General features: G+C 71.0%; 14 protein-coding genes. 4 read left to right on the top strand and 10 right to left on the bottom strand.

Annotated features, from left to right (window positions below; all coding sequences use genetic code 11):
- Positions 1-279: cbb3-type cytochrome c oxidase subunit I (locus tag FDO69_RS30290; protein WP_170320964.1), on the bottom strand; the 279-nt coding region annotated here is incomplete at its 3' end.
- Positions 276-1,241: an aa3-type cytochrome oxidase subunit II gene (ctaC, locus tag FDO69_RS30285; RefSeq protein ID WP_030837547.1), complete on the bottom strand. Its 966-nt coding sequence runs from the start codon at positions 1,239-1,241 to the stop codon at positions 276-278. The genes ctaC and FDO69_RS30290, both read right to left, overlap by 4 nt.
- A 264-nt stretch (positions 1,242-1,505) precedes the next feature.
- Here ctaC and FDO69_RS30280 point away from each other — a divergent pair, with 264 nt between their 5' ends.
- The gene (locus FDO69_RS30280; protein WP_104784179.1) at positions 1,506-2,885 is read left to right on the top strand and encodes a cysteine desulfurase/sulfurtransferase TusA family protein; all 1,380 of its coding nucleotides are present in this window, start codon (positions 1,506-1,508) and stop codon (positions 2,883-2,885) included.
- Positions 2,886-2,970: 85 nt separating this feature from the next.
- On the opposite strand, the gene FDO69_RS30275 is transcribed toward FDO69_RS30280, so the two are convergent.
- Positions 2,971-3,945 carry a carbohydrate kinase family protein gene (locus FDO69_RS30275; protein WP_104784176.1) on the bottom strand — a complete coding sequence of 325 codons (975 nt, stop codon included), beginning with the start codon at positions 3,943-3,945 and terminating at the stop codon, positions 2,971-2,973.
- Between the two features lie 131 nt (positions 3,946-4,076).
- Between FDO69_RS30275 and FDO69_RS30270 the strand changes: the two genes are divergently transcribed.
- Complete coding sequence (locus FDO69_RS30270; RefSeq protein ID WP_104784174.1) at positions 4,077-4,283, top strand: hypothetical protein; 207 nt, start codon at positions 4,077-4,079, stop codon at positions 4,281-4,283.
- Between the two features lie 146 nt (positions 4,284-4,429).
- The gene (locus tag FDO69_RS30265) at positions 4,430-6,385 is read left to right on the top strand and encodes a hypothetical protein (RefSeq protein WP_324827813.1); all 1,956 of its coding nucleotides are present in this window, start codon (positions 4,430-4,432) and stop codon (positions 6,383-6,385) included.
- Between the two features lie 91 nt (positions 6,386-6,476).
- Here the strand turns inward: FDO69_RS30265 and FDO69_RS30260 are convergent, their stop codons facing one another.
- The gene (locus FDO69_RS30260) at positions 6,477-6,833 is read right to left on the bottom strand and encodes a HesB/IscA family protein (protein ID WP_031109243.1); all 357 of its coding nucleotides are present in this window, start codon (positions 6,831-6,833) and stop codon (positions 6,477-6,479) included.
- A 282-nt stretch (positions 6,834-7,115) separates the two neighbouring features.
- On the opposite strand from FDO69_RS30260, the gene nadA reads away from it, so the two are divergent.
- The gene (gene nadA, locus FDO69_RS30250; protein WP_104784217.1) at positions 7,116-8,300 is read left to right on the top strand and encodes a quinolinate synthase NadA; all 1,185 of its coding nucleotides are present in this window, start codon (positions 7,116-7,118) and stop codon (positions 8,298-8,300) included.
- 18 nt (positions 8,301-8,318) lie between these two features.
- On the opposite strand, the gene FDO69_RS30245 is transcribed toward nadA, so the two are convergent.
- From FDO69_RS30245 to FDO69_RS30220, 6 genes are all read right to left on the bottom strand, one after another.
- The gene (locus FDO69_RS30245) at positions 8,319-10,547 is read right to left on the bottom strand and encodes a protein kinase domain-containing protein (RefSeq protein ID WP_104784171.1); all 2,229 of its coding nucleotides are present in this window, start codon (positions 10,545-10,547) and stop codon (positions 8,319-8,321) included.
- Positions 10,548-10,664: 117 nt separating this feature from the next.
- Entirely contained in the window at positions 10,665-13,784 is a 3,120-nt protein-coding gene (locus tag FDO69_RS30240; RefSeq protein ID WP_104784169.1) for an efflux RND transporter permease subunit, read from the bottom strand.
- A 160-nt stretch (positions 13,785-13,944) separates the two neighbouring features.
- The gene (locus tag FDO69_RS30235) at positions 13,945-14,625 is read right to left on the bottom strand and encodes a response regulator (RefSeq protein ID WP_104784166.1); all 681 of its coding nucleotides are present in this window, start codon (positions 14,623-14,625) and stop codon (positions 13,945-13,947) included.
- Positions 14,622-15,842, bottom strand: coding sequence for a sensor histidine kinase (locus FDO69_RS30230; RefSeq protein WP_104784163.1), 1,221 nt, complete (start codon positions 15,840-15,842; stop codon positions 14,622-14,624). The genes FDO69_RS30235 and FDO69_RS30230 overlap by 4 nt, the downstream gene beginning before the upstream one ends.
- A gap of 294 nt (positions 15,843-16,136) precedes the next feature.
- Entirely contained in the window at positions 16,137-16,415 is a 279-nt protein-coding gene (gene pspAA / locus FDO69_RS30225) for a PspA-associated protein PspAA (protein ID WP_097216183.1), read from the bottom strand.
- Between the two features lie 23 nt (positions 16,416-16,438).
- Complete coding sequence (locus tag FDO69_RS30220) at positions 16,439-17,224, bottom strand: PspA/IM30 family protein (protein ID WP_267896263.1); 786 nt, start codon at positions 17,222-17,224, stop codon at positions 16,439-16,441.
- Between the last annotated feature and the right edge of the window lie 263 nt (positions 17,225-17,487).

Here is a 17,487-nt window from a genome sequence, read left to right as displayed (position 1 = left end):
GATCGTGCCGTGCATCGTGAACGCCTGGTTGAACTGCTCGTTCGACATGATCTGCAGGCCCGGACGGGCCAGCTCGGCGCGCATGAGCAGCGCCATCACGCCGCCGATGACGAAGAACGCGAAAGACGTGGCGAGGTACATCGTGCCGATCGTCTTGTGGTCCGTCGTCGTCAGCCACTTGACCACGACACTGCCGCGGTTCTGGCGCCTGACCGGCAGCTCGTCCTGGTAGTGGGACCCTGCTGCCGCGGCACCCTGGGGTTCGTTGAGGATGCTCACAGGTTGTTCGTCTCCCGGTTCTTCTCGTGGCTCGTCTGCGCGATGCCGGCAGGAACGTAACCGTTCTGCTGCTTGTCCACGAGGTCCTTGAGGTGCTGCTCGTAGCGCTCGGGGGAGACGACCTTCACGTTGAACAGCATCCGAGAGTGGTCGACGCCGCAGAGCTCGGCGCACTTGCCCATGAAGGTGCCCTCCTTGTTGGGGGTCACCTCGAAGGCGTTGGTGTGGCCCGGGATGACGTCCTGCTTCATGAGGAACGGCACCACCCAGAAGGAGTGGATGACGTCACGCGAGGTGAGGACGAAGCGGACCGTCTTGCCCTTGGGCAGCCACAGGGTCGGACCCGGGTTGCCCGTCTGCGGGTTCCGCGTGCCGGGGGTACCGCAGTCGTAGACACCGCCGGCGCCTGCAGGGAAGTCCTTCTTGAACCGGTCCGGGATCGCGTCCAGGTCCTTCGAGGTCTTGGCGTCCCCGGTGGAACCGGCGACCGGCTCGATGTAGTTGAAGCACCAGCTCCACTGGAAGCCGACCACGTTGACCGTGACGTCGGGCTTCTTCTTGAGGCTGAGCAGCTCGGACTCGTCACGGGCGGTGAAGTAGAACAGCACCGAGACGATGATGAGCGGAACCACGGTGTACAGCGCCTCGATGGGCATGTTGTACCGGGTCTGCGGAGGAACTTCGACCTTGGTGCGGCTGCGCCGGTGGAAGAAAGCACTCCACAGGATCAGACCCCACACCAGCACGCCGACGGCGAGCGCAGCCGCCCAGGAACCCTGCCACAGGGAGAGGATCCGGGGAGCCTCTTCCGTGGTCGGGGTGGGCATACCAAGGCGGGGGAAGTCTTCCCAGTTGTACGAGCAACCGGTGGCTGTCGCCAAGACCAAGCCCGCGGTCAGTGCCTGCAGCAGCTTCCGCCGCATCGGGCGCCGCGGCGAGCGGTCGGAGCCGTTGGGACTCACGTAGCGCCTTCCCGAGAGTCTCGCCCGCGCGGATCGGCTGCGGCCTGGCCTTCTCGCTGGTCGGTCGCGGCCCTGCGTCGGGCAGGGGTTTGGATGTTTATGCGGACCAAACCCTAGCCGACGCCCTCCGGGGGTTCTCGGGGAGGGGTGCCTACTCACCCGGGCGGTTCGCTGAATTGGCGGCTGCGGGTGGTTTGTGGCTGTTCGCGCCGTTCCCCGCGCCCCTGAGGTACGCCTGCCCCGGGGACGTTCTAGCGTTGCGGTGTGGCCTACTTCGATGCTGCTTCCGCTGCTCCGCTTCATCCCGTCGCCCGGCAGGCCCTGCAGGCCTCGCTCGATGAAGGGTGGGCGGATCCTGCGCGGTTGTACAGGGAGGGACGGCGGGCCCGGATGCTGCTCGACGCGGCACGGGAGGCCGCCGCCGAGGCCGTGGGGTGCCGGGTGGACGAGCTGGTGTTCACCTCGTCCGGAAGCCGTGCCGTGCACACGGGCGTTGCGGGAGCGCTGGCCGGGCGGCGGCGGGTCGGACGCCACCTGATCGTGTCAGCCGTCGAACACTCCTCCGTACTCCATTCGGCCGAGGCGCACGAGGCGGACGGCGGGTCCGTCACCCAGGTGCCCGTCGACCGGGGCGGGGCGGTGGATCCGGTCGTCTACGGCGACGCCCTGCGCGCGGACACGGCTCTGGCCTGTCTGCAGTCGGCCAACCACGAGGTGGGGACGGAGCAGCCGGTCGCGGCGGTGGCGGAGCTGTGCCGGGAGGCCGGGGTGCCGGTGCTGGTGGATGCGGCGCAGTCCCTGGGATGGGGGCCGGTGGACGGGGACTGGTCGCTGCTGACGGCCAGTGCGCACAAGTGGGGCGGGCCGTCCGGGGTCGGGCTGCTCGTGGTGCGCAAGGGTGTCCGGTTCGCGGCGCAAGGGCCGGTGGACGAGCGGGAGTCGGGGCGGGCGCCCGGCTTCGAGAACATCCCGGCGATCGTGGCGGCGGCCGCGTCGCTCAGGGCCGTGCGGGCCGAGGCGGCCGGCGAGGCGGTGCGCCTGCGGGAGCTGACGGACCGGATCCGGGCGCGGGTGCCGCGGCTGGTGACCGACGCCGAGGTCGTCGGTGATCCGGTGCGCCGGCTGCCCGGGGTCGTCACGTTCTCCTGTCTCTACGTCGACGGCGAGGCCCTGCTGCACGAGCTGGACCGCGAGGGTTTCTCGGTCTCGTCCGGATCGTCCTGCACGAGCAGCACGCTGACGCCGAGCCATGTGCTGCGGGCGATGGGCGTGCTGAGTGAAGGGAATGTGCGGGTTTCGCTGCCGCTCGGGACGGCCGAGGAGGATGTGGAGAGGTTCCTGGCCGTCCTTCCCCGGGCCGTGACGGCGGTGCGGGAGAAGCTGGGGGCGCCGGTTTCGAAGACGGTGGTGCGGGAGGCCGACATGCTCGTGGTGGACTCCCTGGGCAAGAGGTGCCCGATCCCGGTCATCGAACTCGCCAAGGTCATCGGCGACGTGCCGGTGGGCGGCCTGATCCGGATCCTGTCGGACGACGAGGCGGCCCGCCTGGACATCCCGGCGTGGTGCGAGATGAGAAACCAGGAGTACGTGGGCGAGGAGCCGGCGGACCAAGGAACGGCGTACCTGATCCGCAGAGCGACCTGAGTCACTCAGGGGCGCGGGGCTGTGTCGACATGCGGCTGCCGCCGCGGGGCGCGACCAGCCCCCACGCACCCGCGGCCGACGACGATCAGCCCAGATGCCCCCGAACCTCTTCCGCCGCCTCGTCCCCGTACGCCTTGGTGAACCGCTCCATGAAGTGCCCGCGCCGCAGCTGGTACTCCTGCGTGCCCACCGTCTCGATGACGAGGGTCGCCAGCATGCAGCCGACCTGCGCGGCACGCTCCAGGGAGACGCCCCAGGCCAGACCGGAGAGGAAGCCGGCACGGAAGGCGTCGCCGACGCCCGTCGGGTCGGCCTTGCGCTCCTCGTCGGGCGTGCCGACCTCGATCGGGTCCTCGCCGACCCGCTCGATGCGTACGCCGCGCGCGCCGAGGGTGGTCACCCGGTGGCCCACACGGGAGAGGATCTCCGCGTCGCTCCAGCCGGTCTTGGTCTCGATGAGGCCCTTCTCGTACTCGTTGGAGAAGAGGTAGGTCGCCCCGTCCAGCAGGATGCGGATCTCCTCGCCGTCCATCCGGGCGATCTGCTGGGAGAAGTCGGCGGCGAACGCGATCTTCCGGGAGCGGCACTCCTCGGTGTGGCGGAGCATGGCCTCCGGGTCGTCGGCGCCGATGGAGACCAGGTCGAGACCGCCCACGCGGTCGGCGACGGTCTTCAGCTCGATGAGGCGGGCCTCGCTCATGGCGCCGGTGTAGAAGGAGCCGATCTGGTTGTGGTCGGCGTCGGTCGTGCACACGAAGCGAGCGGTGTGCAGCGTGTCGGAGATGCGGACGGACTCCGTGTCGACGCCGTGCCGGTCGAGCCAGGCCCGGTACTCGTCGAAGTCCGCGCCCGCTGCGCCGACCAGGATCGGGCGGGTGCCGAGCTGCCCCATGCCGAACGCGATGTTCGCGGCGACACCGCCGCGGCGCACGTCGAGCTTGTCGACCAGGAACGACAGCGAGACCGTGTGCAGCTGGTCCGCTACGAACTGGTCGGCGAAGCGGCCGGGGAAGGTCATGAGGTGGTCGGTGGCGATGGAGCCGGTGACTGCGATGCGCACGGCGTGGATTCTCCTGAGGGAGGCGGACCTTGACGGTTCACGCTATCGGGTGGGCTGCCAGCTCTGAAGGCATCGAAACTACCCGATAGTAGATCTTTCTCGGTGAGCTGGACCGTGCATACGGTGCCGCTATGACGAACCTCAAGGTCCATGCGCCCGTTCCGGTCGATCTCGAAGGCGATCTGGCGTCGCTGCCGGGTGGCGGGGCACGGATGGCTCCACACTGGGCGGTCCCCCGGATCGCTTCGCGACCGGTCTCCCCGGCCCTGATCCACGGCGTGTCCGTACCTCCGGCGTCGGCGCGGCTGCTCGACGCCATGTCCGACTACGGAGACTGAACGGCGCACTCGCGGGAACCGTGTGCTCCCCCGCTGCGTCCCATCGCTGTCCCCCGTAAAGGGGAGGCGGGATACGACCCACCAGCGGTCCGTGTGTGACCGGGCCGGGTCCCATGGGACAGCTGTGCAGCCGAAGGAGCGATGCGGTGAACACCGAGCGACCCGACAACGACGCCGACGCCAGGGAAGCGGGCGCCGGCGCCGACGCACCGGAGGTCGAGGAGCCGCGTGCGGCGGACGCCGGAACCTCGGCGGAGACCGGGCAGTCGCCGGAGGCCGCTGAGCCCGAAGAGGCCGCTGAGCCCGAAGCGACCGAAGCGACCGAAGCGACCGAAGCGACCGCCGAGACTTCCCGGGCGTCGGGGGAGGACACGCCGGCCGCTGACGCGAAAGCGGCCGAGGGCGGGGACGGCGAGCCGGTCGCCGAGGAGCCGGGCACGCCGGAAGCCGCCGAGACGGGCGCCATCAAGGAAACCGTCGAGAAGGGTGCCCTCGAGGAAACCGCCCGGACGGGTGCGTCCGAAGGCCGGCAGGCCGACGGCGATTCGGCGGCCGCCACCCCGGAACCGGTCGGCGGCCTCCCCCGGGATGAAGCCGGCGACCTCCCCCGTCATGAACGCGACGTACACGACGTACACGCCGTACGCGATGACGAGGACCTGGTCCGCCACGGCGGTGGCCGTCCCCGTACGCCCGCGATCATCGCCTCCGTCGCCGCGGCCGTGCTGCTGATCGGCGGTGGTGGTGCCTGGCTCGCTTCCAACGCCTCCAGCGGGCCGGGCGGCGGCACGACATCGGGTGCGCCCGGTGGGGACGACACTCCCCCGCCGCTCGCGCTCGACGGCTACTCGGAGTCCACGGCCGGCGGCGGCAACGGCATCGCACCCGGCGAGCCCAACCCCTACGGCGCCACCTACCGCGTCGACGGCACCCTGCCCGACGGCCCCGGCAAGGCTCCGGTCTACCGGGCGCGGGGCGAGGTCACCGAGGCGGACGTGTCCCGACTGGCCAAGGCCCTCGGAGTCGAGGGGGCGCCGGTGGCGCAGGGCGAGGGCTGGAAGATCGGCGGTCGGGACGGGTCCGGGCCGAGCCTCCAGGTGAACAAGCAGGCACCGGGCTCCTGGACGTTCAGCCGGTACGCCCCGGGCACGGACAACTGCAAGGGCAAGGACACCTGCACGGCCCCGCAGTCCGGCGGCACGCCGGTGAGCGAGAAGGCGGCCGAGAAGGCCGCGGCGCCCGTGCTGAGGGCGGTGGGTCAGGACGACGCGAAGCGCGACGCGAGCCAGGTCATGGGGGCTCAGCGGGTGGTGAACGCCGATCCCGCGGTCGGCGGACTGCCCACGTACGGCTGGACGACAGGGATCACGGTCGGCCCGGACGGTGAGGTCGTCGGCGGCAGCGGACAGCTGAAAACGCCGGTGAAGGGCGACACGTACCCCGTGGTCAGTGCCGAGAAGGCGCTGGAGCTGATGAACGGGCAGCCGAAGAACGACCACCGGATGGGCATCGGCGGCTGCGCCAGCCCCGCGCCGCTGAAGGACCGGCTGGAGCAGCCCTGCGGGCAGCCGGCGAGCGGTGCTCCCGAGCAGGACACCGTGACCGTCGAGAACGCGGTGTTCGGGCTGGCCTCGCACGTCGTGGACGGACGGCAGGCGCTGGTGCCTTCCTGGCTGTTCGAGGTGACGGCGCCGGGCGCGACGGACCCGTTCACGGTGACGTACCCGGCGGTCGAGCCGAAGTATCTGGCCTCCCCCGAGCCGAGCGAGCCGAGTGACAAGCCGACGTCGGCTCCAGGACCGCGCGAGGTGAAGGTGGACGGCTACCGGGCCGAGGGCGCGGAGCTGACGGTGACCTTCACGGGCGGGGTGTGCGCCGACTACGACGTGAAGGCGAGCGAGAAGGGCGACGAGGTGACGGTGACCGTGACGTCGACCCCGTGGCCGGACAAGGTCTGCGTCATGATCGCCAAGCAGTTCCAGGAGACCGTGCAGCTGGACGAGCCGCTCGGTGACCGGGCGGTCGTCGACACGGACGGCAAGGGCGTGCCGCTGGCGAAGGAGGGCGCGCGGCTGCCGGCTCCCCCGACGCCGGAGCGGTAAGGCCCGGCGATGCAGCGCGAAGGCGGCGGCCCCGTCGGAGGGGGCCGCCGCCTTCGTCGTGTCCGCGGCCGCCGGTGGCGGCTCGGCAGGCTCAGCTGAAGGAGTCGCCGCAGGCGCAGGAGCCCGTCGCGTTCGGGTTGTCGATCGTGAAGCCCTGCTTCTCGATGGTGTCCACGAAGTCGATCGTGGCACCGCCCAGGTACGGGGCGCTCATGCGGTCGGTGACGACCTTCACGCCGCCGAAGTCCTTCTCGACGTCACCGTCGAGGGCGCGCTCGTCGAAGAAGAGCTGGTAGCGCAGGCCGGAGCAGCCGCCGGGCTGGACGGCGACGCGCAGCGCGAGGTCTTCGCGGCCTTCCTGGTCGAGCAGCGCCTTGACCTTGGACGCGGCGGCGTCGGTCAGGATGATGCCGTCGGTGACGGTGCTGGTCTCGTCCGATACGGACATCTACATCTCTCCCGGGTTGTTCGGAGACTGCTTGCCGACGGTTGCAACCGGCGGGGCCGCGGATTCATTCCGGGCCGGGCTCTCGATCCCGGCTCCTTTTCATGCTCGCACACGCGCCGGGAACCGGAAAACGGCTCTTTCCGGGTCTTCCCGGGAATGAACGGCGGCTCACCGGGATTCACGTCACACCGACGCTATGGCCATCGTCAAAGTGACGTGAAGCGGTTATGATAGATAGCGTCAAATCGACGAAAAGTCGCAGAAACAGAAAGGGTGCGTGTGGTGACCACCGCCCAGACCCAGGAGCTCGACGTCCAGCCGACGCCCCTCGCCCTGCTGCTCCTCGGCCGTGATGCCGACCCGAAGAGCGAGCGCGGTGTGGAGTGTCCCGGCGACCTGCCCTCGCCGTCCGACCCGGACCTGGTGGAGCGCGCCCGCAAGGCGAAGGAGAAGCTCGGGGACAAGGTCTTCGTGCTCGGCCACCACTACCAGCGTGACGAGGTCATCCAGTTCGCCGACGTGACGGGTGACTCGTTCAAGCTGGCCCGGGACGCGGCCGCCCGCCCGGAGGCCGAGTACATCGTGTTCTGCGGCGTTCACTTCATGGCGGAGTCGGCGGACATCCTGACGTCCGACGACCAGAAGGTCGTCCTGCCCGACCTCGCCGCCGGCTGCTCGATGGCCGACATGGCGACGGCCGAGCAGGTCGCCGAGTGCTGGGACGTGCTGACCGAGGCCGGGATAGCCGAGCAGGTCGTGCCCGTCTCGTACATGAACTCCTCCGCCGACATCAAGGCGTTCACCGGCAAGCACGGTGGCACGATCTGCACCTCGTCCAATGCCGAGCGCGCGCTGGACTGGGCCTTCGAGCAGGGGGAGAAGGTGCTCTTCCTGCCGGACCAGCACCTCGGCCGCAACACCGCCGTGCGGGACATGGGCATGTCCCTGGAGGACTGTGTCCTCTACAACCCGCACAAGCCGAACGGCGGGCTGACGACCGAGGAACTGCGCGCCGCGAAGATGATCCTCTGGCGCGGCCACTGCTCGGTGCACGGCCGCTTCAGCCTGGACTCGGTGAACGACGTGCGCGAGCGGATCCCGGGCGTGAACGTCCTGGTCCACCCCGAGTGCAGGCACGAGGTCGTGGCCGCGGCGGACTACGTCGGTTCGACGGAGTACATCATCAAGGCCCTGGAGGCCGCGCCGGCCGGCTCCAAGTGGGCCATCGGCACGGAGCTGAACCTGGTCCGCCGCCTGGCGAACCGTTTCGCTCCGGAGGGCAAGGAGATCGTCTTCCTCGACAAGACGGTCTGCTTCTGCTCGACCATGAACCGCATCGACCTCCCCCACCTGGTCTGGGCCCTGGAATCGCTGGCCGAGGGCAACCTGGTCAACCGCATCGAGGTGGACAAGGAGACCGAGGCGTTCGCGAAGCTGGCCCTGGAGCGGATGCTGGCCCTGCCGTAGCCGTCGCCCTGCCCCACGTCACCCCGAGCGCGGTTTCCGCTCGGGGTGAGCGGGGTCGAGGCTGAAGACGCTGCCGCCGGGGGTCGTCGCGACCAAGGCGCCTTCGAGGAGCCGCACCTGGGTGGCTCCCCAGTCGGTGTCGTTGCTCTGGGCCCTCGGCTGCGTCTCCCACAGCGGCGTGCCCTTCTTCGCGTCGAGCGCTCCGACACGGCCGCTGGCACTGGCGAGGTACACGGCCCGGGTCCGCGGGTCGTACATGGCCTCGGCCGGCTGTTCCAGGCTGGTCGGGGTCTGCCACAGGGGCTTGCCCGTGCGGGCCGACACGGCGGTGACGCGTCCGCTGGCGGTGGCGAACCACAGGGTGCCGTCCGCCAGCGTCACCTTTCCCTCGTACTCCTCGGCCAGCTTCGTCTTGCTCTGCGCACCGGTGGCGGGGTCCACCAAGCGAATGGCCGCATACGGCGCGTCCTGGCCCATGAGGATGTTCCCGTCCTCGTCCTGAGTCGGGTCCAGGAACAGGAGCCGGTCGTCGAAGGCGCCGAGCAGCCCGGCCCCTCTCGGTACGCTCAGCCTGCGCGCCGGGCCGTCGGCCGGGTGGAGTTCCATGACGAGCCCGTCCTCCCCTCCGTCCTCCGGGCCGCACTGCAGGTACAGCTTCCGGGCGGCCTCTGTGACCCCGCAGAAGTGCTTCGCGGGCAGCCGTTCCCTCCAGCGCGAGGCGCCGGTGCGGACGGAGCGGGCCGTCATCGAAGTGCCGTCTCCCTCCGGGAGCACGACGACGTCGCCGGAGAAGGCCACCTCCGCCCACGCGTCGTTCACCGCGCGGTCCCAGAGCCGGTCGCCGGTCCGGGTGTCGAACGCGAAGACCCGGGTCGTCCCCTCACCGGGGGGCTCCTGCCGCACCAGGACGGCGTCGTCCCGGATGCCAAGGATCACGAACCTGGAGAGGTCGTCGCCGGTGACGGCCGCCGCCGGGCCGACGCGCCAGACGGTCTCGCCCGTCCTCCCGTCCAGGCGGACGGGGAGGATCCCGTCGCCCGCGCAGTAGACGGCCCCCTCGTACGTCCGGCACTCCGGACCGCCCCGCAGCCCGCCGGGCTGCGGCTGCTGCGTCTTGCGCACACCGCGCCCGGCCGTTTCGTACACGGTCGTCTGCCAGGGTTTCCAGCCGGCCGGCGGTGCGGCCCACCGGGAGTTCGCGGACGGTGATGCGCCCTGCCGGTCCGCGCTCTGCGCCCAGCCGGGGCCGAGCGTCAGATAGGCCGTCAGGCCGAGGACGGCGGCGCCGACCGGGCCCGTGGCGGCGAGCAGCGGTCGGACGCGGCGGCGGGGGCGGACGGGGCCCGGCGGACCCGCCACGGTCGCGGGGTGGACGGGCTCGACGGCCGGGAGCCTGTCCGCGCGCAGAGGCATGGTGACCGGGTCGCCGTCCGCCCGCTCGGGCAGGACGGCCGCCAGCTCCCGGGCCAGCTCGTCGAGTCCGGGCCGGTCCGCGGGCTCCTTGGCCAGGCAGCGCTCCAGCAGCCCCCGCAGCAGGCCGCCGACGCCCTCCAGCACGGGTTCGTCGTGCACCACCCGATACGCCGTCAGATAGGGGCTGTCCGCGTCGAAGGGGCCGCGCCCGGTGACGGCGTACACCAGCAGGGCCCCGAGTGAGAAGACGTCCGACGCCGGGCCGACCGCGCGGGCGTCGACGAGCTGTTCGGGGGACATGAAGGGCGGTGTGCCGATCATCTGGCCGGTCTCGGTCAGCGTCTGGTGGTTGTCCGCCGCGCGGGAGATGCCGAAGTCGATGACGCGCGGGCCGTCTTCGGCCAGCAGGACGTTGGCCGGCTTCAGGTCCCGGTGCACCACCCCCGCCCGGTGGATGTCGCGCAGCGCCTCCACCAGGCCCAGGGCCAGCCCGCGCAGTTCGGCCTCCGGCAGGGCGCCCCGGTCACGGATCCGCCCCGCGAGCGAGGGCCCCGGCACGTACTGGGTTGCCATCCAGGGCCGGGCCGCCTCGGGGTCCGCGTCCAGGACCGGGGCCGTGAAGGCTCCGCTGACCTTGCGGACCGCCGCGATCTCCTGCCGGAACCGGGCGCGGAAGACGCTGTCCGCGGCGTAGTGGGCGTGGACGACCTTGATGGCCACATCACGGCCCGAACGCGCTCTGGCCCGGTAGACGACGCCCATGCCCCCGGCCCCGAGCCGGTCGAGCAGCCGGTAGCCGCCGACCGACTTCGGATCCTCGCTGTGCAGCGGCACGCCCGAATCCCCTTCCCCCGTAAAGCCGTTCGGGGCCACAGGATACGTAACGGGACAGGGCGGCGGCCGGGCACCGGCCGTGAAGGTCCGGTGCCCGGCCGCCGCCGGGTCAGGCCGTCACACGCCCGCGTGCTCCGGCTCCGTCGCGTCCGTCCGCTGGGCCGGGAGGCCCTTCTTCGCCGCGCGCTTCTTCGCCCGGCGCTCCTTGCGGAGTTCGACCATCGCGTAGAGCGTCGGGACGAGCAGGAGGGTGAGCAGGGTCGACGTCACCAGACCGCCGATCACGACCACGGCCAGCGGCTGGGCGATGAAGCCGCCCTCGCCGGTGATGCCGAGGGCCATCGGCAGGAGGGCGAAGATCGTCGCCAGGGCCGTCATGAGGATCGGGCGCAGCCGGTGCCGGCCGCCCTCGATCACGGCCTCGACGACGCCGTGGCCCTGCTTGCGGTACTGGTTGATCAGGTCGATCAGCACGATCGCGTTCGTCACCACGATGCCGATCAGCATCAGCATGCCGATCATCGCCGGGACGCCCATCGGGGTGCCGGTGGCGATCAGCAGGCCGATCGCGCCGGTGGCGGCGAACGGGATGGAGACGAGCAGGATCAGCGGCTGGACCAGGGACTTGAAGGTGCCGACCAGCAGCATGAAGACGATCGCGATCGCCGCGAGCATCGCCAGGCCGAGGTTGACGAACGCCTCGTCCTGGTCCTCGGAGACACCGCCGATCGACGCCGTGGCGCCGTCCGGGAGCTTCAGCGCGTTGATCTTCGACTGGAGCTGGGCGCTGACCGCGCCGGTGTTGTCGCCGGTCGGCTTCGCGGTGATGGTGGCCGCGCGCTGGCCGTCGATGCGGGTCATGGAGACCGGACCGTCGACCTGCTTCACCGTGGCGATGTCGCCGAGCTTCACCGTGCGGCCGAGGCGCAGGTCCTGAAGCTGCTTCAGGGTCTTGGCGGGCTCGGCCGAGCGGATGACGACGTCGCGCTCGGTGTCGTCCAGGACCGCCTTGGCCGCGGTGGTGCCGCGGACGGCCTGGGCGACGGCGGCGCCGAGGGTCTGGTCGTCGAACCCGGCCGCGGCCGCCTTGTCGTTGGCCTTGACCGAGATGCGCGGGACGCTGGTGGAGAGGTCGCTGGAGACGTCCGTGACGTCGTCGAGGGAGGCGACGGTCTTGCGGACCTCCTCGGACGCGGTGCGCAGGACGTCGGCGTCGGCGGCCTTCACGACCACGCTGAGGTCCTGGCTGCCGAAGCCGTCACCGGCGGCGACGGTGGTCGTGCCGATGCCCTTCAGACCGGCCAGGCCCTTCTCGATGCCGCTCTGGACGTCCTCGTAGGACGCCGAGTCGTCGAGCATCACCTGGTACGAGGCCTGGTTGGTGTCCGTGCCGCCACCGAAGGCCGCCATGAAGCCGGACGAGCCGACCGTGACCTGGTAGTCCTTCACGCCCTTGACGCCGGCGAGCACCTGCTCGACCCTCTTGGCCTGGGCGTTCGTCGCGGACAGGCTGGTGCCGGGCTTCAGCTCCTGCTTGACGGTGAGGACCTCCTGCTCGCCCTGGTCGAAGAAGTTCGTCTTCAGCAGCGGCGCCATGCCGAACGTGCCGACCAGGACGACGATCGCGAGGGCCACACTGGTGAGGCGACGGCGGGTCGCGAAACGCAGGACCGGGACGTAGAGGCGCTGGAGGCGGCTCTTGGCCTCCTTCTCCTCGGCCAGCCGGCGGGCCTCGGCCGCGTCCTGCGGGGTGCCCTTCGGCGGGCGCAGGAACCAGTACGAGAGCACCGGCACGACCGTCAGGGAGACGAGAAGGGACGCCAGCAGCGCGGCCGTCACGGTCAGGCTGAACGAGCCGAACAGCTCGCCCACCATGCCGCCGACCAGGCCGATCGGCAGGAACACCGCGACCGTGGTGAGCGTCGAGGACGTGACCGCGCCCGCGACCTCGCGGACCGCGTTGAGGATGGCCGAGTGGCGCTCCTCGCCGTAGCCGAGGTGGCGTTTGATGTTCTCCAGGACCACGATCGAGTCGTCGACGACACGGCCGATGGCGATGGTCAGGGCACCCAGGGTGAGGACGTTCAGCGACAGGTCGCGCGTCCACAGCACGATCAGGGCGAGGACCACGGACAGCGGGATGGACACCGCGGTCACGAGGGTCGAGCGGATCGAGGCCAGGAAGACCAGGATCACCAGGACGGCGAAGAGCAGACCGAGCGCGCCCTCGGTGGTCAGGCCCTTGATGGACTTGGACACGGCGGGGCCCTGGTCGCTGACGACCGTGAGGGTCGCACCGGAGCCGAGGTCCTTGCGGAGGTCCGGGAGCTTGTCCTGGACGGCGTCGGAGATGGCGACCGCGCTGCCGTCGCGGTCCATCGTCACGGCGACCGAGAGGCTGGGCTTGCCGTCGGTGCGGGTGATGGAGTCGGCCGTGGCCTCCTGCTGCTTCACGGTGGCGACGTCACCGAGCCGCACCGGCTTGCCCTTGCCGGGCCCGCCCGTGACCATCAGGTCCTGGATCTGCCGCAGCGAGGTCAGGCCGCCGCCGACCTGGACCGTGCGGTTGGCGCCGTCCTCGTCGAAGGAGCCGGCCGGGACGGTCGCGCCGCCCGCCTGGAGCGCCTGGGAGAGGGACTGCGAGGTCAGACCCGCCTTCGCCAGCTTCGCGTCGTCGGGCGTGACGGTGACCTGGAGGTCGCGCACACCGTCGACCGTGACCTGGCCGACGCCGTCGATGCTCTTCAGGTCCGGCACCACGGTCTTGTCGAGCTGGTCGGCCAGGGCCTGCTGGTCGCGGCCGGAGGTGACGGCGAGGACGACGGTCGGGATGTCGTCCGTGGAACCGGCGACGACCTGCGGGTCGACGTCGTCCGGGAGCTGGACGCGGGCCCGGTTGACGGCCTGCTGGACGTCGGCGACCAGCTGCTCGGTGCCGTCGCCGTAGTCGAAGGACGCCATGATCACGGCGTTGCCCTCGCTGGCGGTGGAGGTGACGCCGCTGATGCCGTCGACGGCTTCGAGGGTGTCCTCGATGGGTTCGACGACCTGCTTCTCGACCACGTCCGGGGACGCGCCCTGGTAAGGCGCCAGCACGGACACCATGGGCAGTTCGATGGTGGGCAGCAGCTGCTGCTTGAGCTGGGGTATCGCGATCGCCCCGAAGACGAGCGCGATGATCGACATCAGCCCGATCAAGGCCCGTTGCGCGAGGCTGAACCTGGACAGCCAGGACATGGGTGAGGGTCTCTCTTCTGTTTAACGGCAGAAGCGGCAGCGGACGCGCAGATGAGCGCCCGCCCCTACACCCTGAGCCATGCGGGAGCGGGGTTTTGTAGGCCCCAGGTCCACATCTTTATGCGGCGCATACTCCGGCCGCAGTACGGCCGGGTAGAGCTCACTCCACCCTTGGACGGACCAGGCCGGACTCGTACGCGGTGACCACGAGCTGGGCGCGGTCCCGGGCGCCGAGCTTGGCCATGGCCCGGTTGACGTGCGTCTTCACCGTCAGCGGGCTGACTTCGAGGCGCTCGGCGATCTCGTCGTTGGAGTGCCCACCGGCGACGAGGACCAGCACCTCGCGTTCGCGGACGGTGAGCGAGTCGAGCCGTTCGCCGCGACCCGGGTCCCGGTCGTCGTCGGCCGGGTCCTGTGCGAGGAACCGGGCGATCAGGCCCGTGGTGGCCGCCGGGGAGAGCAGGGCCTGGCCACCGGCGGCGATACGGATGGCGTTCAGCAGCTCCTCGGGTTCGGAGCCCTTGCCGAGGAAGCCGGAGGCGCCGGCCCGCAGCGACTGCACGACGTAGTCGTCGACCTCGAAGGTCGTCAGGATGACGACCCGGACGTCGGCGAGGTCGGGGTCTGCGCTGATCATGCGGGTCGCGGCGAGACCGTCGGTGCCGGGCATGCGGATGTCCATGAGCACGACGTCGGCCTGCTGCTCCTTCGTCAGCCGGACCGCTTCCGCGCCGTCGCAGGCCTCGCCGACCACCTCCATGTCGGGCTCCGAGTCGACGAGCACACGAAAGGCGCTGCGCAGCAGCGCCTGGTCGTCGGCGAGCAGGACACGGATGGTCATGCGGGGCCCTCCCCGGTCGGTGTGCGGTTCTTGACCGGCAGGATCGCATGGACGCGGAAGCCGCCTCCGTAGCGGGGACCGGTGGTGAGGGTGCCGCGTAGGGCGGTGACGCGTTCGCGCATGCCGAGCAGTCCGTGGCCGCCGCCGCTGTCCTGCGGCTCGTGCTCGCCGCTGCCGTCGTCGAGCACGGTGATCTCGATGTGCGGTCCGACGCGGACGACGCTGACCTCCGCCTTGGCCTGGGGCCCGGCGTGCTTCTGCACGTTGGTGAGGGCCTCCTGGATGATCCGGTAGGCGGCCAGGTCGACGGCCGCGGGCAGGGCGGTGCCCTGGTCGGCGCGGGCGACCTCGATGTGCAGGCCGGCGTTGCGGAAGGTGCCGGTGAGTTCGTCGAGGCGGTCCAGGCCCGGGGCGGGTTCGGTGGGGGCCTCGGGGTCGTCGGACTGCCGGAGCAGGCCGACGGTGGCCCGGAGTTCGCCCAGCGCGGAGCGGCTGGCCTCGCGGACATGCCCGAGGGCTTCCTTGGCCTGGTCGGGGCGCTTGTCCATGACGTGGGCGGCGACCCCGGCCTGCACGTTGACCAGGGCGATGTGGTGGGCGACGACGTCGTGCAGGTCCCGGGCGATGCGCAGGCGTTCCTCGGCGACGCGGCGGCGGGCCTCCTCCTCGCGGGTGCGCTCGGCCCGCTCGGCGCGCTCCCTGATGGCCTGGACGAAGGCGCGGCGGCTGCGGACGGCGTCGCCGGCGGTGGCGCCGATGCCGGTCCAGGCGAAGATCGCGAGGTTCTCCTGGGCGTACCAGGGCAGGGAGCCGGCCGACATGGCGGCGCCGGTCAGCACGGTCATGGTGAGCAGGCCGACGCGCCAGGTGGTGGGGCGGTCGGTGGTGGAGGCGACGGTGTACAGCGCGATCACGGCGGACATCGCGACGGGGGTGCGGGGGTCGCCGGTGAGGGACTCGATGACGGAGAGGGTGCCGGTGAGGGCGAGGACCGTCATGGGGGCGCGGCGGCGGAAGACCAGGGCGGCGGCGCCGAGGGCCATGAGGACGAGGCTGAGGGGGTCGGGGGTGCGCAGGGCCCAGCTGACGCTGTCGCGGTGGCGGGGTTCGACGAACGAGCCGGCGACCATGCAGACCAGGACGGCGAGGGCGAGGACGGCGTCCAGGGCCAGGGGGTGCGCCTTGGCCTGGTGTTTGGCCCGCGCGAGGGTGCTCACGGGGGTTCACGGTAGCCGGGGTGGGTGTGCGGGGGTATGGGGGCCGGGTGTGAGGTGCTCGGCGTCGGGGCCAGGGCGAGTGCGCGACCCGGCGCGGCGGGGTGCCTCCCCCAAGCTCTCGGCTTCGCTCGAGCAGGGGGCCCCATCGCCCACGCGTGCCGGCCCATCGGCACGACTGCCCGCAGACCGCTGAGGCCTGTCGTTCGGATCAGGTCGCAGGAAACCGGCAGTTCCTCTCGACGCCGGTGAGCGGGGCCAGGCCCCGCGTCTGCGACCTGATCCAAACGGCAGGCCCTAACCCGGAATCAAGCCGTCGTCGCTCAGGAGCTCCCGGACTTCCTCCAGCGTCGCGTCCGGAGAGGGCAGGATCAGTTCCGACGGTTCCAGGGAGTCGTCCGGGAGGGGGTCGCCGAGGTCGCGGACTCTGGTCAGGAGGGCCTGGAGGGTGCGGCGGAAGCCGGGGCCGTCGCCGTTCTCCATCTCCGCCAGGAGCTCGTCGTCCAGCTTGTTCAGCTCGGCGAGGTGGCCGTCGGCCAGACTCACCTGGCCCTCCCCCATGATCCGTACGATCATGTCGCCCTCCTAGGCGTGGACCCCTACTGCTTGTCGAAGCGTGGGGTGTCCTGCGGCTGCTGCTGGGACTGCTGCTGGCTCGTGCCACCTTCGAGGGCCTGCTGCCCGCTGCTCGGGCCTCCGGCCAGCTCGGCCTTCATGCGCTGCAGCTCCAGCTCTACATCCGTACCACCGGAGAGCCGGTCCAGCTCGGCCTGGATGTCGTCCTTGTGCATGCCGGACTGGTCGTCGAGGGCGCCGGAGGCGAGCAGCTCGTCGATGGCGCCGGCGCGGGCCTGGAGCTGGGCCGTCTTGTCCTCGGCGCGCTGGATCGCCAGGCCGACGTCGCCCATCTCCTCGGAGATGCCCGAGAAGGCCTCGCCGATCCGGGTCTGCGCCTGCGCCGCGGTGTACGTCGCCTTGATCGTCTCCTTCTTCGTGCGGAAGGCGTCGACCTTGGCCTGGAGCCGCTGGGCCGCGAGGGTGAGCTTCTCCTCCTCGCCCTGGAGCGTCGCGTGCTGGGTCTCCAGGTCGGTCACCTGCTGCTGGAGCGCGGCCCGGCGGGAGAGCGCCTCGCGGGCCAGGTCCTCGCGGCCCAGCGCGAGCGCCTTGCGGCCCTGGTCCTCCAGCTTGCCGGACTGCGACTGCAGCTGGTTCAGCTGCAGTTCCAGGCGCTTGCGGGAGGTCGCCACGTCGGCGACGCCACGGCGGACCTTCTGCAGCAGCTCCAGCTGCTTCTGGTACGAGTAATCGAGGGTCTCGCGCGGGTCCTCGGCCCGGTCAAGGGCCTTGTTCGCCTTCGCGCGGAAGATCATCCCCATACGCTTCATGACACCGCTCATGGGCTTCGCGCGCCCCCTTCTGACCGACTCCGGCAGCTGCTCCTGCGACAGAACCCACAGTACGGGCCCTGCATCCATTACCGCACTGTTCGGGGACGGATGCGCTCATCCCCAAGGACGACTGCGTACGCTCCCGCTCCGGCGTAGGGAGTAGGTGGTCCCCGGGGTTACCGGAGCCGTACACCCCGGGAAACATCCGGAGGCGTACGCAACGTCCCCTCTGTCCCCTTACTGACGACTGGTGTTGCCGG

It is taken from the genome of Streptomyces tibetensis, from assembly GCF_007655005.1.
Taxonomy (GTDB): Bacteria; Actinomycetota; Actinomycetes; order Streptomycetales; family Streptomycetaceae; genus Streptomyces; species Streptomyces tibetensis.
The sequence above is the reverse complement of the archived record's forward strand: the minus strand, read 5'-3'. Positions and strand labels throughout refer to the sequence as shown.